Source organism: Burkholderia pyrrocinia, from assembly GCF_022809715.1.
Classification (GTDB): Bacteria; Pseudomonadota; Gammaproteobacteria; order Burkholderiales; family Burkholderiaceae; genus Burkholderia; species Burkholderia pyrrocinia_C.
The window spans coordinates 2,036,928-2,055,461 of record NZ_CP094460.1 but is presented as its reverse complement, the minus strand read 5'-3'; the positions used below and the strand labels follow the sequence as shown (position 1 = coordinate 2,055,461).

Here is an 18,534-nt window from a genome sequence, read left to right as displayed (position 1 = left end):
CGACCGACGAGGCAAGCGCAATGGATGCAATCGACGCAATCGAAGAAAGCACGCTGCAGGGGCGACTGAAGGCCTGGCGCCAGCATCTGCACCAGCATCCGGAGACGGGTTTCGAAGAGGTGAACACGTCCGACTACGTCGCGCGCATTCTGACGACGCTCGGGCTCGACGTGCATCGCGGCATCGGCGGCACGGGGCTCGTCGCGAACCTGACGGCTGGCACCGGCACGCGCGCGATCGGCATCCGCGCGGACATGGACGCGCTGAACATCGCCGAGCACGCGCCGGGCCGCGAACACGCGTCGCGCACGCCCGGCAAGATGCATGCGTGCGGGCACGACGGCCACATGTCGATGGTGCTGGGCGCGGCGCAACTGCTGGCCGAACGGAAGGACTTCGACGGCACGGTGCGCTTCATCTTCCAGCCGGCCGAGGAGCATGGCCGCGGCGCGAAGGCGATGATGGCCGACGGGCTGTTCGAGCGCTTTCCGGTCGACGCGATCTTCGGCGCGCACAACATGCCGGGCATGCGCGCGGGCACGTTCTCGACGCGCGCGGGCGGCATCATGGCGAGCGAGGACAATTTCGTGATCCGAATCGACGGGCGCGGTACGCATGCGGCGCGCCCGCACATGGGCATCGATCCGATCGTGATCGGCGCGCAGATCGTGCTCGCGCTGCAGACGATCGTGTCGCGCAATCTCGATCCGGGCCGGCAGGCCGTGATCTCGTGCACCGAATTCATCACCGACGGGCTGCGCAACGTGCTGCCGTCGACCGTGACGATCAAGGGCGACACGCGCAGCTATTCGCGCGACGTGCAGGCGCTGCTGGAAACCCGGATGCGCGAGATCAGCGAAGGGATCTGCCGCACGCACGGCGCGGCCTGCACGTTCGACTACACGCACGAGTTCGCGCCGACGGTGAATTCCCCGGAGTGGGTCGACACGGCCGTGCAGGCCGCCGCGCATATCGCAGGCGCCGGCGCGGTGAATGCCGACGTGCAGCCGATGATGATCTCCGAGGATTTCGGCGCGTTCCTGCAGGCCGTGCCCGGCAATTTCGTGTTCATCGGCAACGGCGACGCGGCCGATCGAGGCGGCGTGCCGTTGCATAACGCGACGTACGATTTCAACGACGAGATCCTGCCGGTCGGCGCGCGCTACTTCGCGGAAGTGGCGCGGCTGGCGTTGCGGTCCTGACGATACGCGTCGTGCAGAGGTCAGGCGCGCTGGCGCTCACTCCGCCGGGTTGAGCCCGCATTCGACGGCGCCGCGGATTCGAGCTTCAGCCCATAGTAGAAGGCGACCAGCAGCGCGAGCCACGCCGGGCCGACGAGCAGTGCGACGCGCGTGTCGGGGAAGTACGCCATCAAGCCGATCACGAATGCGAGGAACCCCAGCGCGAACCACGAACCGTAAGGCCAGAACGGCATGCGAAAGCCGAGTGTGCGCTGTTCGCTCGGTGCGAGGGACTGGCGGAATTTCATCTGCGTAACGAGAATCACGCCCCAGGTCCAGATCGCGCCGAACGTGGAGATGGACGTGACCCAGACGAAGACCTTCTCGGGAACGAGGTAGTTCAGCAGCACGCCGGCCAGCAAGGCGGCCGCCGAGACGAGAATCGCCCGGCGCGGCACGCCGCCGGCGGTCGTCACGCCGAACGCGCGCGGGGCATGCCCCTGCTGCGCCAGGCTGTACAGCATGCGGCCGGTACTGAAGATGCCGCCATTGCACGACGAAAGCGCGGCAGTCAGCACGACGAAGTTGATGATCCCGGCGGCGGTCTTGATGCCGAGCCGCTCGAACGTCATCACGAACGGGCTGCCTTGCGTGCCGATCTCGTTCCACGGGTAGATCGACAGGATGACGAACAGCGCGCCGCCGTAGAAGATCACGATGCGCCAGAACACGGAGTTGATCGCGTTCGGAATGGACTTTTGCGGATTGGCCGCTTCGCCCGCCGTCAAGCCGATCATTTCGACGCCGAGGTACGCAAACATGACCATTTGCATCGACATCATGACGCCCTGCATGCCGTTCGGGAGAAAGCCGCCATGCGCCCACAGGTTCGAGATGCCGGTCGGCACGCCATGATTGCCGTAGCCGAACACGATCATGCCGAGACCGACGGCGATCATCACGACGATCGTCACGACCTTGATCAGCGCGAACCAGAATTCGAGTTCGCCGTATGCCTTGACCGTCAACAAATTGACGGAGCCCATCATGCCCAGTGCAGCGAGCGCCCAGATCCAGCGCGGCACGTCGGGAAACCAGATACCCATGTAGATGCCGACCGCGGTGATTTCCGCGATGCACGTGACCAGCCAGAGAAACCAGTAGTTCCATCCGGTGAGGTAGCCGGCGAGCGGGCCGAGATAATTGCGCGCGTAGCGGCTGAACGATCCGGCAACGGGCTCGTGCACGGCCATTTCACCCAGCGCGCGCATGATGACGAAGATGACCGCGCCGCCGATGATGTAGGAAAGAATGATGGCGGGCCCCGCCATTTTGATTGCGTTGGCCGAGCCGAGAAACAAGCCGACGCCGATAGCGGCGCCGAGTGCCATCAGGCGCATCTGCCGTTGTCCGAGACCTCGATGTAGATCTGATTCGTTTCGTTGCATCAGGACACTCTCTTTGAATTTGAGGGAAGGGAAAGGTGGCGCGACGGGTTCGCAAGCGCGGAACGACTCTGCCGGATTCGCGCGCGATCGAGATGGCCGCGGTCAGCCGTGCCGGCCGCTTTCGGTGCGGGGCCGGGCAGGCGCGATGGTCGGGGCGGTTGTCGGTTAACGATGAAACGGATGAAACGCGCAAGCGAGTCGGTACGCGGCGCGAATGGGAAATAGGGAGTGCGAATGAATGGAAAGGATCGGGTATTGCATCGAGCTGCGTCTCCATCAAATAGGGAAATCGGCTCTCTGATGGAGCCTTGTGTCGACGGTTATGCTAGCGGCGGAGGATGAGTTGTTGTTATCGAAAAATTGACGATTTCAGGAAAAAGTACTGGCGGCCGGCATTTGTGAACAAACTCTGACTGTCGATAAATCGATCTTCCAGTTTATTGCACGGCGGGCACGTAGCCCCGCCGTCATGTTTCGGCCGACCGCTGCTCCGGCGCGTGCCCGACAGCATGCCCGGCATGCAGGTCGATCCGATGGATCTGCCGAAGTAATCACCGGGAGCAGGCGTCCGGCTCGCGCGTGCCGGCGAGCCGGACGCGCGTCACGTCACACCAGTTCGCCCAGGCACGCGTCGAATTGCGCGACGAGTGTGTCGACGTCGTCGTTCGTCGTCTGCGGGCACACGAGCATCATGTTGTGGAACGGCGTGATCAGCACGCCGCGATTCAGCAGATACAGGTGCACGATGTGTTCGAGCTCGCTGTCGAGTTGCGCGCCGGCAAGCGTGCCGTTGCGCGGCGGCACGGGCGCGAACAGGAATTCGGTGCGTGCGCCGATGCGCGTCACGCACCACGGCAGTCCGTGTTTCGCGATCGCCTGTTCGAGCCCGGCGGCCAGCCGTGCGGCGAGTTCGAACATGTGCGCATACGCGGCGTCGGTCGCGACTTCGGCCAGCGTCGCGCGCATCGCATGCATCGCGAGCATGTTCGCGGTGAGCGTCGTGCCGATGCCCGAATGGCCGGGCGGCGCGTTGAGCTTCGCCTGCTTCGCGCGTTCCGCGAATTCGGCGCTGAACCCGTACACTGCGCACGGCACTCCGCCCGCGATCGGTTTACCGACCACCAGCATGTCCGGTTCGAGATCGTGCGCGACCGCGTAACCGCCCGGGCCGCTGCTGATCGTGTGCGTCTCGTCGATCACGAGCAGCGTGCCGTGGCGGCGCGTCAGTTCGCGCGCCGCATCCCAGAAGCCCGGATCGGGCAGCACCATGCCGATGTTCGTCATCGCGGGCTCGGCGAGCACGCATGCGACGTCGCCATGCTTCAGCGCCGCCTCGAGCGCGTCCAGATCGTTGAATTCGACGACGCGCGTGTTCGCGAGCAGGTCGTACGACTGCCCGAGCAGGCTGTCGCGCTGCACGGGGCGGCCGTCGACGAGATCGACGAACACGTCGTCGACCGTGCCGTGATAGCAGCCGTTGAACACGACGATCGTGTTGCGGCCGGTGGCCGCGCGCGCCCAGCGCAGCACGAAGCGGTTCGCGTCGCTCGCGCTCAGCGCGAACTGCCAGACCGGCAGCCGGAAGCGGCGCGCGAGCTCGCGCGACACCCACGCGGCGTCCTCGCTCGGCAGCATCGTCGTGTAGCCGCGCGTGGCCTGCTCGACGAGTGCGCGTGCGACGGGTTCCGGCGCATGGCCGAACATCGCGCCTGTATCGCCGAGGCAGAAATCCACATAGCGATGGCCGTCGACGTCGGTGAAGGTCGCGCCGCGCGCTTCCTTCACATACAGCGAGAACGGCGTCGACCAGTCCTGCATCCAGTGCAACGGCACGCCGAACAGCAGGTGCTCGGACACTTCCGCGGACAGGGCGCGGGACGCCGGCATGGCTTCGGTGAACGCACGGCGCTCGCGTTCGAACAGTGCGCGGGCGCGGATGAGGTCGACTCCGTGGCGGGAAGGCAAGTGGGGCTCCGGGGCAGTGAAGATGAGGAAACGATAGCGCAGGCGGCGGGGGGCTGAACAGGGGCGGAATTACCGAGGCGATCGGAAGCGCGAATATCCGTTGCGACCGACGATGACATTGCCGCGCCTGAAAGCAGGCGTTTTCCGCGCGAGTGTTATTTGATTTGGAGATGGCACTGGTAAATGGAAGCCGAAAAGAACCGTGAAGGTTTCCATGGATATTTATCCGGACTTTCGTGGCCTATCGTTATTGCACGCCGTGGCGCGAGGTGTTCGTCAGAGTCGGTCGTTGCTGGCTGACGGGGGAGTCTGATACGCGGTTGCGAATGCATCCGGTCGACTCGATCGGTCGCGTATACGGCTGAGCATTTCGAATTCCGCAGGGATTTGCTTGTTAATTTCGAGATAAGCGAATACCGGATTTTCCTGAAATGGCGGGATCGCGAGCTCGAAGCGGGCCGGCTTTTCGGCGATCGGATTTCAATCATCCAGAATGCGGGGCAACACAATGAAGATCGGAAAACATCTTGCCGCACTCGCCGTGTGCGGCGCATTGACCGGCATCGCTCACGCAGGTCCGACGTCGCCGCAAGCGGTCGTCAAGAAGATCACGCTGACGGCGCATATCGGCGACAGTCTGTTCGTGTCGAAACCGGACAATTCCGCGTGGTACGACGTGGTCGAACTGAACGCGACGGACCGTGCGCGGCAGAGCTTCGCCACGACGCTGCCGATCCGCGTGCGCACGACGAACCCCGATATCAACGTCACGCTGTTGCAGCCGCTGCGGCTGTCGAACGGTCGCGACGAGATGGCCAACGCGAAGGTCGTGCTGACGGGCAAGGCGGGCGACGCGGAAATCGCATCCGGCGCCGCTCGCACGCTCACGCTGGTGAAACCCGCGCGCGACGGTTTTGACGGCTACGACGAAACCCGCAACCTGAAAGTCAGCGCCCATCTGCCGGCCGTCAGTGGGGCGGCCTCGACCAACGGGAGTTACCACGGCGATCTGGTGCTGATGTTCGAACCGGCAGCTTCGGCCGGGCGCGAGCCGGCACCGGGTGCGGTAGCGGCGGCAGGCGAGTAGGTCGGTGCCCCGGCGGACGTCGTCGGCCGGGGCGTTTCAGCTGAGGTTTTTGCGCATAAACATACGACAACATATCTCTAACGATGCGTTCTCTGATGTGAGTGGGTGCACACATCAGCGGCATTAACTCAGTAAAAACAGGGTAAACGACAAATACGTGTGCGGCTTCGATCGCATTTAGACTGCGCGTTGTAGTACGACGACGTATAAATAGCGATCCGCCGTCCGGCGCGTCGATACCCCATACACTGAAGGAGCGCCCATGGCCGCAAACAGCCGCCGTTCGTCTTCGTCTGCCCGATCGCCGTCGTCGAAGCCGGTGTCGCGCCGCGCATTCATCGGCTGGAGCGGCGCGCTCGCCGGCGGCGCCGTGCTCGGCGGACCGCTCGCGGCGACCCGGGCCTTTGCGGGAGGCCACATGCCCAATGCGTCGGCGGTCGATCTCGTCTGGGGCGAGCATGGCGCGGCGGCGCGCATCGCCGCATCGCTCGCGCATGTGTCGCGGCTCGCGCTGCGCGGGCGCGACTTCGACGTGACGCATTACGGCGCGCGCCCGTGCGCGACGGTCGCGCAAACGTCCCCGTACACGAACGTCGCGAAATCGCCGGTGAGCCCGGGTTCCGAACTGACGACCGCGCCCGGCGCGTTCGATTCGCGCCCGGCGTTTCTCGCGGCGATCGACGCGTGCCGCCGCGAAGGCGGCGGGCGCGTGGTCGTGCCGCCCGGCAACTGGTACTGCGCGGGGCCGATCGTGCTGCAGAGCAACGTCACGTTCCACCTGAGCGCGAACTGCACGATCTACTTCAGCCCGAACCCGGCCGACTACGCGAAGGACGGCCCGGTCGATTGCGGCGCGAACGGCCGGCTGTACTACAGCCGCTGGCAGGCGAACGATTGCCTGAACTACGGCGCGCCCGTCTACGCGCGCAACGCGACGAACATCGCGCTGACGGGCGAAGGCCCGACGTCGGTGCTCAACGGGCAGGCGATGACGCCGTTCTCCGGCAGCGGGGCCGGCAGCATCTGCTGGTGGACCTACAAGGGCTCGTCGGGCGCGTACGGCGCAGGCGCGTCGGTGCCGAGCCAGGCCTATGCGAATCCGAACAACGTCGACCTGCGCATCGTCGCGCCCGCGATTCCCGACGCGCTCTACGCGCTGCTCACGTCGCCGGTCACGCCGTGGCAGCTGGACCAGAACTACCTGCCGGCGCTGTCCGAGGCCGGTGTGCCGGTCGAGAAACGCATCTTCGGCCTCGGCCACTACCTGCGGCCGTGCATGGTCGAATTCATCGGCTGCACCAACGTGCTGATGGCGAACTACCAGACGCAGAACACGCCGTTCTGGCAGCACCATCCGACCGCGAGCCGCAATGTCGTGATTCGCGGCGTGACGACCAACAGCATCGGCCCGAACAACGACGGTTTCGATCCGGACGCGTGCACCGACGTGCTGTGCGAGGACTGCACGTTCAACACCGGCGACGACTGCATCGCGATCAAGTCCGGCAAAGACCGCGACACCGAATACGGGCCCGCGAAGCGGCACCTGATCCGCAACTGCACGATGAACAGCGGGCACGGCGGCATCACGCTCGGCAGCGAAATGGGCGGCGGCGTCGAGCAGATCTATGCGACCAACCTGTCGATGCTGAACGCGAATTGGCAGACCAACCCGCTGAACATCGCGATTCGCGTGAAGACCAACATGAATCGCGGCGGCTACGTGAAGGACTTCCACGTGAAGGGCGTGACGCTGCCGAACGGCGTGACGCTGAAGGGCGGTGGCTACGGCAGCGCACTGCTCGCGGGCAGCCCGGTCAACGCGAGCGTGCCGCTCGGCGTCGTCACGCCGTCGGCCGGCAACCCGTCGGCTGCGCAGGGCGGCATCGTCACGTTCGACTGCGATTACCAGCCCGCGAACGACGCGGTGCGCACGCGCGCGCCGGTCGTGCAGAACGTGACGATCTCGGATGTGAAGGCGAGCAACGTGACGCTGAACGGCGTGACCGCGTCGTGTTTCCAGGCGATCGTCGCGCAGGGGCCGGTCGCGTTCGACTACAACGGCACGCCGCCCGCGCCGGCCGTGCAGCCGATCTCCGGCGTGACGATCAGCAATTGCGACTTCGGCACGCCGGTCGCGTCGGGCACGCCGACGGTCACGTCGCCGGGGCCGATCTATGCGTTCAACGTGAGCGCGCTGACGCTGACGAACGTGACGATCGCCGGGCAGGCCGTCAACACGACGATTACCGACAAGCGGTGACTTGAGGTGAAGTGAAGGTAAAGGGCGTTCGCGGGCGGCAGTCGATGCCCGCGAACGCAAGCATGATTGAACGCGTCAAGCCAGCGTCTTGACCATGTGATGCTCGTCGTAGAACCGCCCGTCGACGAACAACGAACGCGGTTCCGTGCCGAACCGGACGAACCCCTGCGACGCATACAGCCGCTCCGCGGTGCTGTTGGCCTCGTTCACGCACAGCATCAGCTGCTTGCACTGCCACGCGTGCGCCGCATGCTCGGTCGCGCTCTCGAGCAGCGCTTGCGCGATGCCGCGCCCGCGATACGCGGGATCGACGAACACGCCCCAGATCGTCGCCTTGTGCGCGATCTTCGCGCGCGCATCGCGGCGCACGCCCGTGATGCCGACGAGCGTGTCGCCGTCGAACGCGCCGAACACGGCCTGCGCGTGCGTCGGCGTGATGCGCGCGGCGAATTCGCCGACCGGCACCTGCGATTCTTCGTCGAGCGTGGGCAGGAAAGACGTGGGCGCGGTGTCGACTGCGCGCAGGCGAAGGGTCTGGAAACGGGCGGCGTCGGTCGCGTCGAGCAGGCGTGTCGTGATCGTCATCGAGGGGATTCCTGTGGAGGGCTGTGCATGCCGGCGCGGGTTGCCGCGGCCGCGCGATGCATCGTGCCTATGCTAATCGGAATCCGGATGACGTGTGGCGGCGTTCGATGCGTCGTGCATCCCGGCCGCGCCTTGGTCCTCGGATCGCGTCGCGCTGGAGGCTGACGCGAAGGTGGAGGGACTGCGAGAGTACCGGCGGCGCGTCATGCGCGTCGCGCCGGCACGAGGGATGAGGATCACGTGAAGCAGGCGTGCCGGCGCGCCGAACAGGCACACGACATCGAACGCGCCGGATGCGCCCGCTCAGGTCAGGCGCACCGAATCGGCATCAATACCGCGACAACTGATTGCCGTTGATCTGCACGCGATCGCCCGGCCGCAGGTTGCCCGGCGACTGCACGTCGAACGAACGCGTCGAGCCGTCGCTGACCTGCACGTCGATCCGGTAGCTGCTCGGCGGTTGCGCCGCGCCCATCTGCTGGCCGATCTGGTTGCCCGCGACCGCACCGCCGAGGGCGCCGATCACGGTGGCGGCCTCGCGGCCGTGACCGCGGCCGACCTGGTTGCCGAGCACGCCGCCGATCAGCGCGCCGACGACGGTGCCGGCGACGCCCGACGGGCCGACCGAGCCGCTGACCGGCCGGATGTTCGCGACCGTGCCGTACTGCGTGCCGTAGCCGTTGCCGTACTGGTTGCCGTATTGCTGTTGCTGATTGCCGTACTGGTCATACGGCTGCGACCCGTATTGCGGCTGGTTGCCGTATTGATCGTACGGTTGCTGCTGCACGTAGCCCGGTTGCGAATACGCGGGCTGCGCATAGCCGGGCGTCGCGTATTGCTGCTGCGGATAACCTGGCTGCGCGCCGTAATAGCCCGGCGCGACGCAGGCGGTCAGCGGAAGCGCCGCCACGGCGACGAGCGTGGCGAACAGAACGGTCTTCGTGGAAGGAATGCGCATCATGATGTTTCCTGCATCGGCAACGTGTTCGCCGGCGGAACCCGGACGGGTGGCGAACTCGGCGTGAGTATAAGTAATGGCCGGATGCGCGTCCGGTGCGGCCGGGTAACAACGTGTAAAGTCTGTTGCCGCGTAAATCGCGGCTTGCGCGGGGCAGTTGCACAACGCCCCGGCAATGGCGGCGGCGCCCGTTCGGCAGCTTCGACGACGCGCACCGACAGCGGTCCGGCGGCGTATCTTTCGAGGCGGTCGGCCCTTCGATTCCGGCACCCCAAACCTCGGCTTCCGCGACGCCTCCCGACGGGCCATCGGCATGCAGGCCGTCTCCGACGAGATCGGACCCCGCCGCCGCACCTTGCTGGCGTGGCGTCTGTGCCGCCCATCGCGAAATCGAATGCGCGGCATCGCGACATTTAATTGGCCTCGGGCGGTGGCGTCCGATATCGTGGCCGGATTCCCTGCCAACGGTCGCGCCGCGCCGGCTGCGGTTCCTCCCCCTGTCCGCGCCGGTGTCGCGCAGCGACCGCCCCACATTCCGAGCCATGACCGATCGTATCTTCATCAACGCCGTCGACGCCGGCGGACAGCCCATCAACCTCGTCGTCCGCGACGGCCGCTTCACCGCGATCGGCGCCGATTGCACGGCCGCGCCCGGCGCTCAGGCGATCGACCTCGACGGCCGCGTCGTGCTGCCCGGCTTCGTCGACGGCCACATCCACCTCGACAAGAGCTTCGTCGGCGATCGCTGGGTGCCGCACGAACCGGTCGGCTCGCTGCGCGAGCGTCTCGCGGTCGAGAAGCGCCAGCTCGCGGCTGCGCCGCCGATCGTCGAGCGCGCGAACGCACTGATCGCGCAGGCCGCCGCATTCGGCACGGTCGCGATGCGCAGCCACGTCGACGTCGACGCGACGACGGGCCTGTCGAATCTGCAGGCCGTGATGGCCGCGCGCGAACAATGGCGCGGGATCGTCGACATCGAACTCGTTGCGTTTCCGCAGGCCGGCGTCGTGACGTGCCCGGGCACCGCCGACATTCTCGACGCGGCCGTGCGCGAAGGTGCGGACGTGGTCGGCGGGATCGATCCGACGACGCTCGACGGCGATGCGGACGGCCAGCTCGACATCGTGTTCGGCATCGCCGAGAAGCGCGGCGCGAAGATCGACATCCACCTGCACGAGCCGGGCGAGACGGGCATCGCGCAACTGCTGCGGATCGCGGCGCGCACGCGCGCGGCGGGGCTCGGCGGGCGCGTGAACGTGAGCCATGCGTATGCGCTCGGCGAAGTCGGCTACGACGACGTCCAGCGCACGGCGGCGGCGCTTGCCGAAGCAGGCGTGTCGATCCTGACGAACGCGCCGGGAGACTGCGCGTTTCCGCCGGTGCGGCAGTTGCGCGACGCGGGCGTGCACGTGTTCGCGGGTAACGACAACATCCGCGACGCGTGGTGGCCGTACGGCAATGGCGACATGCTGCAGCGCGCGATGATGGTCGGCTATCGGTCGGGCTTCTACACCGACGAAGCGCTCGGCGTCGCGCTCGATATGGCGACGCACGCTGGCGCGCGCGTGATCGGCAAGGAGAACTATGGAATCGCGGTCGGCTGCGACGCGACGTTCGTCGCGGTGCGCGCGCCGAATGCGGCGGCGGCCGTCGCGGGCGTGCCGGCCGAGCGCTGGGTGTTCCGCCGCGGCGAAAGCGATACGGGTGCGCCGTTCGCCCCCGCGCTGCGCTTCACGCGCTGACCGACCAGACCGCGGGCAGCGCGTGAAGTGCCGTGCCCGCCTCGCACTGACCGACCACCCCGGAACCGACATGACGAACCTGCTGATCCGCAATGTCCGCACGAGCGCCGACGCTGCGCTCGACATCCTGATCGAAGGCGATCGCATCGCGCGCGTCGGCCCGTCGCTCGACGCGCCCGCCGGCTGCACGATCGAGGACGGCGCGGGCGCGCTCGCGCTGCCTGGCCTCGTCGAAGGCCACACGCACCTCGACAAGACGCACTGGGGGATGCCGTGGTATCGCAACCAGGTCGGGCCGCGCCTCGTCGACCGCATCGAGAACGAACGGCACTATCGCGCGACGAGCGGCCATGACGCGGGCGCCGCGTCGCTCGCGCTGGCGCGCGCATTTCTCGCGGCCGGCACGACGCGCATCCGCACGCACGTCGACGTCGATACCGAAGCCGGGCTGCGGCACCTGCACGGCGTGCTCGCGACGCGCGAGACGCTGCGCGGGCAGGTCGACATCCAGATCGTCGCGTTTCCGCAATCGGGCGTGCTCAAGCGGCCGGGCACCGACGCGCTGTTGTCCGACGCGCTCGGCGCCGGCGCCGACCTGCTCGGAGGGCTCGACCCGTGCGCGATCGAAGGCGATCCGGTCGAGGCGGTGGACGTGCTGTTCGCGATCGCCGAGCGCCACGGCCGCGGGCTCGACATCCACCTGCACGAGCGCGCGTCGATGGGCGCGTACTCGCTCGACCTGATCCTGCAGCGTACGGCCGCGCACGGCATGCACGGGAAGGTCACGATCAGCCACGGGTTCTGTCTCGGCGATCTTGCCGAACGCGAGCGCGATGCGCTGCTCGCACGGATGGCCGAACTCGGCGTCGCGATCGTCACGACCGCGCCGGCGGATGTGCCGGTGCCGCCGGTGGCCGCGTGCCGCGCGGCGGGCGTGACCGTCATCGGCGGCAACGACGGCGTGCGCGACACGTGGACGCCGTACGGTTCGCCCGACATGCTCGAACGCGCGATGCTGATCGGCATGCGCAACGATTTCCGTCGCGACGACGCGCTCGAAGTCGCGCTCGACTGCGTGACGCACAGTGCCGCGCGCGGTTGCGGTTTCGTCGACTACGGGCTGCAGCCGGGCAGCCGTGCGGACGTCGTGCTCGTCGGTGCGCTGACGTTCGCCGAGGCGGTCGTCGCGCGGCCGGTGCGGCGTCTCGTCGTGTCGTCGGGGAAGATCGTCGCGCGCAACGGCGCGCTGGTCTGAGCGCCGTGTCGCGCCGGTATGATCCGGTTTTCAGCCGGATTTCCCGGGAGACGACGATGCGACGCACGACAGCGGCACGGGCCGCACGATGGATGGCGGCGGCCCTGTTCGCCGTGAACGCCGCGCATGCGGTGGCGGCCGGCCCGAACGACGCGCAGCAGGAAACCAATCGGCGGACCGTGCTCGCGTTCTACGAAAAAGGCCTGAACGACAAAGACGCGGACGCCGCGCTCGCGTATGTGGGCGAACGCTACGTGCAGCACAACCCGAACGCGGCCGACGGCCGCGACGGCTTTCGCAAGTTCGTCGCGTTCCTGCGCGACAAGTATCCGCAGTCGCACAGCGAGATCAAACGCTCGTTCGTCGACGGCGACTACGTGATCCTGCACGTGCACGCGGTGCGTGAACCCGGCACGCGCGGCAGCGCGATCATGGACATCTTCCGGCTCGAGAACGGCAAGATCGTCGAGCACTGGGACGTCAACCAGCCGGTGCCCGAACAGGTCGCGAACGGGAACACGATGTTCTGAGTTGTCCGGAGCGTGCGGCCCCTTCCTCCATCCTGAACGAACCCCGCCGCGCGTCTATTCCTCGTGCTCCAGCATCGCCGCGAGCGTTTTCGTCAGCTCGCTGACCATCGGGTCGGCCGTCGGCCGATGCAGGATGGCGATGTCCATGTGCTCGATCGGCGCGAAACCCTGCTTCGCGGTCAGCACGGTGTGCTCGTCCGTCACCACGCGCGCCGGCAGCACGCTGATGCCGAGCCCGTCGGCGACGGCGGCCTGGATGCCGCTCAGGCTCGACGTCGTGAAGCTGATCCGCCAGCGGCGGCCGCGTTCCTCGATCGCCTTGATCATGTCGTCGCGATAGAGCCCGCGCGGCGGAAACACGACGATCGGCACCGGGTCGAGATCGATCGACGGATGCTTCGCGCTGTCGATCCAGCGCAGCTTCTCGGGCCAGCGCACGACGGCCTCGCGGCTGTCGCGCCGCTGCTTGATCAATACGAGGTCGAGCTCGCCTCGGTCGTACGCGGCGCTGACGTCGCGGCTCAGTCCGCACGTCACTTCGAGCTTGACCTGCGGATGTTCGCGATTGAACGCGGCGAGCGCATGGGTCGTGCGGCCCGCCGCGAAATCGTCGGGCACGCCGAGCCGGATCGTCAGTGCGACCGTCGCCCCCGACAGCGCTTCCTGCATCTCGTCGTTCAGCGCGAGCATGCGCCGCGCATAGCTGAGCACCGTCACGCCCGCATCGGTCGGCCGCACGTCGCGCGTGCCACGGTCGAGCAGGCGGTGCCCGGCGATTTCCTCGAGCCGGCGCACCTTCTGGCTGACCGTCGACTGCGTCGAGTGCAGGCGCGCGGAGGCGGTCGTGAAGCTGCCGCAGTCGGCGACCATCACGAGCGCGCGCAGCAGGTCGAGGTCGAACAGGGGTCTATTCATTTATGCACTTTTGCGGATTCGACTATTTCATTCTCAAATGCGTGCGACGACTTTTAACATGGTCGGATGTCGCAGGCAATCGCGGTTTCGCCGGACTTGGTGCGGCGTCGCGGGTGAAGTGGGCACGCTGCTCGAGCGCGGCGCGCAGGTCGATGCGCGCGACGGGCAGGGTCGCACGGTTGGGCAAATTTTCGTCTCGGGGGATTTTCGTCGCGGTATAGGTCGCATCATCAATACAGCCGAATCCGTATCGGACAGGACTTCACGCTACCCGCCAGTATAGACATCGCCATCCCGCCGATATCGGTAAAAACACGCTCTTTGGCAGGCATGCGTCGCACAGGGTAAACACCCGAAACTCCCGGCAATGCAGCCAAAATTCAAGCCCCATCCCTTCCTTCTCGCCCCCGCCCGTCCTCAATCCCCCTCACCCGCGTTCCCAGCGCTTGCGCTCAAAAATCAAGCAGTCTAGACTGCATCGCAGTTTCATCGAAGTCCCCGTCTTTCGCGCACCGCGCTGCGCCGGCATCCCGGCACGGTGCCATCCACCGGACGCCGGCGCTCGCCCGCCGCGTCGAGACCATCAAGGACCCGCCATGAACCGCACTGCAAAGCTCTTCGTTACCGCGCTGGCGTTTGCGCCGCTCGTGTCGTTCGCGCAGGATACGTCGACGATCCGCTGGGGCATCGATCCCACGTATCCGCCATTCGAGGCGAAGCAGCCCGACGGCTCGCTCGCCGGCTTCGACATCGACCTGCGCAATGCGATCTGCGAGGAACTGCGTGCGAAGTGCGTGTGGGTCGAGCAGGGCTTCGACGGGATGATTCCGGCGCTGCGCGCACGCAAGTTCGACGTGATCATGTCCGCGATGACGGCCACCGACGAGCGGCTCAAGCAGATCGACTTCTCGAACAAGCTGTATGCGTCGCCGGCCGCGCTCGTCGCGCCGGTCGGCTCGAAGCTGCTGCCGACCGCGGCGTCGCTCGCGGGCAAGCGCATCGGGATCGACCAGGGCACGACGCAGGAGGCGTACGCGAAGGCCGAATGGGCGACCAAGGGCGTGACGATCGTCTCGTACCAGAACCAGGACCAGGTGTACCAGGATCTCGTCAACGGCCGCCTCGACGCGACCTTCCAGGACAAGACGCAGGCCGGCTACTCGTTCCTGAAGACATCGCGCGGCAAGGGTTACGCGTTCGCGGGCCCCGACGTGACCGACGCGCGCATCACCGGCTACGGCGTCGCGATGGGGCTGCGCAAGGGCGACGCCGACATGAAGAAGCGGCTGAACGACGCGATCGTCGCGATCCGCGCGAACGGCACGTACCAGAAGATCGCCGCGAAGTACTTCGATTTCGACATCTACGGCGCGAAGCCGTGAGCGCCGCACCGTGACCCCGTGATTCACTCAATCGACAGGCAAACCATGACGAGTATCCAGGACCGCGTCGCGCAAGCCGTGACGCCCGAACTGATCGCCGCGTTCCGCGAGGAAGGCGCGGTCTGCATCAAGGGCATCTTTTCGCCCGACGAAGTGGCCGCGCTCCGGGCCGGCATCGACGCGAATCTCGCGCAGCCGAGCGAGCGCGCGAAAGTCGCGAGCAGGCCCGACGATCCGGGCTGGTTCTTCGAGGATTTCTGCAACTGGCAGCACAACGAAGCATACCGCGACTTCATCGTGCGCTCGCCGGCGCCGTCGGTGGCCGCCGCGCTGATGGGCACGGAGCACGTGCGGCTGCATCACGACCACCTGCTCGTGAAGGAACCCGGCACGCGGCAGCGCACGCCGTGGCACCAGGATCAGCCGTACTACAACATCGAAGGCGACGACAACGTCAGCATGTGGATTCCGGTCGATCCGGTGCCGCTCGAATCGACGCTGGAATTCGTCGCGGGCTCGCATCGCGGGCCGTGGCTGATGCCGCGCACGTTCATGGACAAGGAGGCGAAGTGGTTTCCGGAAGGCAGCCTCGCGGACCTGCCCGACATCGAAGCCGATCGCGCGGCGTTTCCGATCCGCCACTGGGCGCTCGAGCCCGGCGACATGGTGTGCTTCCGGATGCTCACGCTGCATGCGTCGGGCGGCACGCAGAATCGGCGGCGCGCGTTCTCGATCCGCTTCGTCGGCGACGATATCCGTCACGCGCCGCGCCGCTGGAAAACGTCGCCCGATTTCCCCGGGCTCGCGGAGCAACTGCCCGACGGCGCGCCGCTCGAACACCCGCTGTTTCCGGTCGTGTGGTCGCGTGGTGCGGGGCAGGCCGGCGCGATCTGACCGGCGCATTTAACGAGCGCGGCGGGCGTTTCCGGACGAAACGGCCGCCGCGCGTTTTTTTGTGTATCAGCGTGTCTGCGTGTGACGAAGGATCAGGTCGGGTGGCGCCCGGCGCCCGGCTTGAAGCGCGAGCCGAGCCGGTAGCGGTTGCCCGGATGCAGGAAATGCACGAACGTGACGGGCAGCCCGTCCGTCCAGGTGCGGCGCGTGAGCGTGAGGCACGGCTCGTCGGCGCGCATGTCGAGCAGCCGCGCCTGTTCGGCGGTCGGCAGCGACGCGTCGACGACGTGCTCGATTTCCAGTTCGTAGTGCGACACGTTGTTGTACAGGTACTCGGATGGCGGCTCGACCTGGAAATCCTGGTCGATGAAACCGGGCGCGGCGGCCGGGTTCACGTAGCGATCCTCGAGCTGGATCGGGCGGCCATTTTCCTCGTGCACGCACACCACATGAAAGACCGGCGTGTTGACCGGCAGGCCGAACGCGGCCGCGACGTCGAACGATGCGGGCTCGCTCGACCGGCTCAGCACGCGGCAGCGGTATTCGTGCCCGCGCGCGCGGATTTCGTCGCGGATATGCGCAATCATCAGCAGGTTCGACTGCGGCTTCGCCTCGGCGACGAAGGTGCCGACGCCCGCGATGCGCTTCAGCACGCCCTCCTCGGTCAGTTCGCGCAGCGCGCGGTTGACCGTCATGCGCGCGACGCCGAACTGCGCGGCGAGATCGAGCTCGGACGGAATGCGGTCGCCGGGGCGCCAGTCGCCCGACTCGACGTTCTGGCGAACGAGCGTCTTGATCTGCTGGAACGGTGCGGTGGCCTTTGTGACCATCGGAAGATCCTTGCGCGGAAAAGTGACGAGTCTAGTCGTCGTGGCTGACGATGACCAGGATCTCCGCCTGCGCGGCGCCGAGGCTGCGCGTGCGGTGCGGGATGAGTGCGTTGAAATAGACTGAATCGCCGGTCTTGAGTTGCACCGTCTCGTTCGGAAACTCGATTTCGACACGCCCCTTGTGCACGAACAGGAATTCCTCGCCTTCGTGCTCGCGGAACGTCGACGCGACGAACTCGTGCGGCGGGTGCACGACGAACGGCAGCATCTTCTTCGGCGCGACGCCGGCCGCGATGCTTTCGAAGCGGTGCGCGTGGCTGTCGGCCGCGGCGCCCATCGCCGTGCGCTCGCCGGCGCGCGTGACGGTGATCAGCTCGCGATTGCGGCTTTCCGAGAACAACTGCTCGACGTCGACATTCAGCGCCTTCGACAGCTTCAGCGCGACCGCGATCGACGGCACGCTCAGGCCGCGCTCGACTTTCGACAGGTAGCTCTTGGTGAGGCCGGTCTCGTCGGCCAGCACATCGAGCGTCCAGCCCTTCTGTTTTCTGAGCAGCTTCAGGCGAATCGTCATGGGGCGCCAGGTGTCCTTCGAAAAACCGATTGTAACGCATGACACTGTGTGTCATATAATGGATCGAGTGTCACAAACCCCGGTGGAAACGACTTCGGGCGACGCGACACATCCGACCCATTCAGGAGGCGAACATGGCGGAAACGCTGAATTTGACGAAAGAGGCGCTGGTCGCGCTGGCGGAGCGGCGTCTTGAGAACGAGGTGGGCGACAGCGGCTGGTCCGCGCGGCAGAAGCTCGCGCTCACGTGCCGGATCCTGTTCGACGCGGGCCACGATTCCGGCCTGGCCGGGCAGATCACCTGTCGCGCGGGCGACGCCACGTACTACACGCAGCGGCTCGGGCTCGGCTTCGACGAAATCTCGGCTGCGAACCTGCTGCGCGTCAACGAGGATCTCGACGTCGTCGACGGAGAAGGCATTCCGAACCCGGCCAACCGGTTCCACACGTGGATCTATCGCGAGCGCCCGGACGTGAACTGCATCATCCACACGCATCCGGCGCATGTCGCGGCGCTGTCGATGCTCGAGCAGCCGCTCGTCGTGTCGCACATGGATACCTGCCCGCTATACGACGATTGCGCGTTCCTGAAGGACTGGCCCGGCGTGCCGGTCGGCAACGAGGAAGGCGAAATCATCTCGAAGGCGCTCGGCAGCAAGCGCGCGATCCTGCTGTCGCATCACGGCCAGCTCGTGGTCGGCAAGACGATCGAGGAAGCGTGCATCCTCGCGCTGCTGATCGAGCGGGCCGCGAAGCTGCAACTGCTCGCGATGTCGGCCGGCGAGATCAAGCCGGTACCGCCGGCGCTGGCGCGGGAAGCGCACGACTGGATTTCGAAACCGAAGCGCGATGCGGTGACGTTCGACTATTACGCGCGCCGCGCATTGCGCACGCATCGCGACTGCATTGCTTGAACGAGCGCGTC

At 66.6% G+C, this 18,534-nt stretch carries 16 protein-coding genes; 9 read left to right on the top strand and 7 right to left on the bottom strand.

Translation table 11 applies throughout. From position 1 onward, the window contains the following. Window positions 1-20: 20 nt before the first annotated feature. The gene (locus MRS60_RS26105; protein WP_243565821.1) at window positions 21-1,202 is read left to right on the top strand and encodes a M20 aminoacylase family protein; all 1,182 of its coding nucleotides are present in this window, start codon (window positions 21-23) and stop codon (window positions 1,200-1,202) included. 20 nt (window positions 1,203-1,222) lie between these two features. On the opposite strand, the gene MRS60_RS26100 is transcribed toward MRS60_RS26105, so the two are convergent. Continuing rightward, entirely contained in the window at window positions 1,223-2,629 is a 1,407-nt protein-coding gene (locus MRS60_RS26100; RefSeq protein ID WP_051983730.1) for an amino acid permease, read from the bottom strand. 606 nt (window positions 2,630-3,235) lie between these two features. Continuing rightward, entirely contained in the window at window positions 3,236-4,594 is a 1,359-nt protein-coding gene (locus tag MRS60_RS26095) for an aspartate aminotransferase family protein (protein WP_243565820.1), read from the bottom strand. Window positions 4,595-5,102: 508 nt separating this feature from the next. Between MRS60_RS26095 and MRS60_RS26090 the strand changes: the two genes are divergently transcribed. Together MRS60_RS26090 and MRS60_RS26085 are read left to right on the top strand one after the other, a co-directional pair. Beyond that, complete coding sequence (locus MRS60_RS26090) at window positions 5,103-5,681, top strand: CS1 type fimbrial major subunit (RefSeq protein WP_034181565.1); 579 nt, start codon at window positions 5,103-5,105, stop codon at window positions 5,679-5,681. A 262-nt stretch (window positions 5,682-5,943) separates the two neighbouring features. Next, window positions 5,944-7,944: a glycoside hydrolase family 28 protein gene (locus MRS60_RS26085; RefSeq protein ID WP_243565819.1), complete on the top strand. Its 2,001-nt coding sequence runs from the start codon at window positions 5,944-5,946 to the stop codon at window positions 7,942-7,944. A 75-nt stretch (window positions 7,945-8,019) separates the two neighbouring features. Here MRS60_RS26085 and MRS60_RS26080 read toward each other — a convergent pair whose 3' ends face one another. Together MRS60_RS26080 and MRS60_RS26075 are read right to left on the bottom strand one after the other, a co-directional pair. Continuing rightward, window positions 8,020-8,529: a GNAT family N-acetyltransferase gene (locus MRS60_RS26080; RefSeq protein WP_034181567.1), complete on the bottom strand. Its 510-nt coding sequence runs from the start codon at window positions 8,527-8,529 to the stop codon at window positions 8,020-8,022. A gap of 328 nt (window positions 8,530-8,857) precedes the next feature. After that, window positions 8,858-9,490 carry a glycine zipper 2TM domain-containing protein gene (locus MRS60_RS26075; protein WP_034181568.1) on the bottom strand — a complete coding sequence of 211 codons (633 nt, stop codon included), beginning with the start codon at window positions 9,488-9,490 and terminating at the stop codon, window positions 8,858-8,860. 539 nt (window positions 9,491-10,029) lie between these two features. Here MRS60_RS26075 and MRS60_RS26070 point away from each other — a divergent pair. From MRS60_RS26070 to MRS60_RS26060, 3 genes are all read left to right on the top strand, one after another. Next, window positions 10,030-11,229, top strand: a complete 1,200-nt coding sequence (locus tag MRS60_RS26070) for an amidohydrolase family protein (protein WP_243565818.1) — start codon at window positions 10,030-10,032, stop codon at window positions 11,227-11,229. A 70-nt stretch (window positions 11,230-11,299) separates the two neighbouring features. Beyond that, entirely contained in the window at window positions 11,300-12,484 is a 1,185-nt protein-coding gene (locus MRS60_RS26065; protein WP_243565817.1) for an amidohydrolase family protein, read from the top strand. A gap of 56 nt (window positions 12,485-12,540) precedes the next feature. Continuing rightward, entirely contained in the window at window positions 12,541-13,014 is a 474-nt protein-coding gene (locus MRS60_RS26060) for a nuclear transport factor 2 family protein (RefSeq protein WP_243565816.1), read from the top strand. A 54-nt stretch (window positions 13,015-13,068) separates the two neighbouring features. Here the strand turns inward: MRS60_RS26060 and MRS60_RS26055 are convergent, their stop codons facing one another. Beyond that, entirely contained in the window at window positions 13,069-13,929 is an 861-nt protein-coding gene (locus MRS60_RS26055) for a LysR family transcriptional regulator (RefSeq protein ID WP_034181572.1), read from the bottom strand. Between the two features lie 596 nt (window positions 13,930-14,525). On the opposite strand from MRS60_RS26055, the gene MRS60_RS26050 reads away from it, so the two are divergent. Both MRS60_RS26050 and MRS60_RS26045 read left to right on the top strand, forming a co-directional pair. Then, window positions 14,526-15,311 (top strand): ABC transporter substrate-binding protein, encoded by a 786-nt coding sequence (locus tag MRS60_RS26050; RefSeq protein WP_105390599.1) that lies wholly within the window; start codon window positions 14,526-14,528, stop codon window positions 15,309-15,311. A 45-nt stretch (window positions 15,312-15,356) separates the two neighbouring features. Then, complete coding sequence (locus tag MRS60_RS26045) at window positions 15,357-16,205, top strand: phytanoyl-CoA dioxygenase family protein (RefSeq protein ID WP_131946603.1); 849 nt, start codon at window positions 15,357-15,359, stop codon at window positions 16,203-16,205. 92 nt (window positions 16,206-16,297) lie between these two features. On the opposite strand, the gene hutC is transcribed toward MRS60_RS26045, so the two are convergent. Both hutC and MRS60_RS26035 read right to left on the bottom strand, forming a co-directional pair. Then, window positions 16,298-17,035, bottom strand: coding sequence for a histidine utilization repressor (hutC, locus tag MRS60_RS26040; RefSeq protein WP_243565815.1), 738 nt, complete (start codon window positions 17,033-17,035; stop codon window positions 16,298-16,300). A gap of 31 nt (window positions 17,036-17,066) precedes the next feature. After that, window positions 17,067-17,609: a helix-turn-helix domain-containing protein gene (locus MRS60_RS26035; protein WP_021158662.1), complete on the bottom strand. Its 543-nt coding sequence runs from the start codon at window positions 17,607-17,609 to the stop codon at window positions 17,067-17,069. A 134-nt stretch (window positions 17,610-17,743) separates the two neighbouring features. On the opposite strand from MRS60_RS26035, the gene MRS60_RS26030 reads away from it, so the two are divergent. Continuing rightward, complete coding sequence (locus MRS60_RS26030) at window positions 17,744-18,523, top strand: aldolase (RefSeq protein WP_034181577.1); 780 nt, start codon at window positions 17,744-17,746, stop codon at window positions 18,521-18,523. Window positions 18,524-18,534 lie beyond the last annotated feature (11 nt).

Coding starts and splice junctions, on each gene's coding strand:
- MRS60_RS26070 (WP_243565818.1), top strand. CDS start 10,030: ATGACCGATCGTATCTTCATCAACGCCGTCGACGCCGGCGGACAGCCC.
- MRS60_RS26080 (WP_034181567.1), bottom strand. CDS start 8,529: ATGACGATCACGACACGCCTGCTCGACGCGACCGACGCCGCCCGTTTC.
- MRS60_RS26105 (WP_243565821.1), top strand. CDS start 21: ATGGATGCAATCGACGCAATCGAAGAAAGCACGCTGCAGGGGCGACTG.
- MRS60_RS26035 (WP_021158662.1), bottom strand. CDS start 17,609: ATGACGATTCGCCTGAAGCTGCTCAGAAAACAGAAGGGCTGGACGCTC.
- MRS60_RS26050 (WP_105390599.1), top strand. CDS start 14,526: ATGAACCGCACTGCAAAGCTCTTCGTTACCGCGCTGGCGTTTGCGCCG.
- hutC (WP_243565815.1), bottom strand. CDS start 17,035: ATGGTCACAAAGGCCACCGCACCGTTCCAGCAGATCAAGACGCTCGTT.
- MRS60_RS26065 (WP_243565817.1), top strand. CDS start 11,300: ATGACGAACCTGCTGATCCGCAATGTCCGCACGAGCGCCGACGCTGCG.
- MRS60_RS26045 (WP_131946603.1), top strand. CDS start 15,357: ATGACGAGTATCCAGGACCGCGTCGCGCAAGCCGTGACGCCCGAACTG.
- MRS60_RS26100 (WP_051983730.1), bottom strand. CDS start 2,629: ATGCAACGAAACGAATCAGATCTACATCGAGGTCTCGGACAACGGCAG.
- MRS60_RS26030 (WP_034181577.1), top strand. CDS start 17,744: ATGGCGGAAACGCTGAATTTGACGAAAGAGGCGCTGGTCGCGCTGGCG.
- MRS60_RS26090 (WP_034181565.1), top strand. CDS start 5,103: ATGAAGATCGGAAAACATCTTGCCGCACTCGCCGTGTGCGGCGCATTG.
- MRS60_RS26055 (WP_034181572.1), bottom strand. CDS start 13,929: ATGAATAGACCCCTGTTCGACCTCGACCTGCTGCGCGCGCTCGTGATG.
- MRS60_RS26075 (WP_034181568.1), bottom strand. CDS start 9,490: ATGATGCGCATTCCTTCCACGAAGACCGTTCTGTTCGCCACGCTCGTC.
- MRS60_RS26085 (WP_243565819.1), top strand. CDS start 5,944: ATGGCCGCAAACAGCCGCCGTTCGTCTTCGTCTGCCCGATCGCCGTCG.
- MRS60_RS26060 (WP_243565816.1), top strand. CDS start 12,541: ATGCGACGCACGACAGCGGCACGGGCCGCACGATGGATGGCGGCGGCC.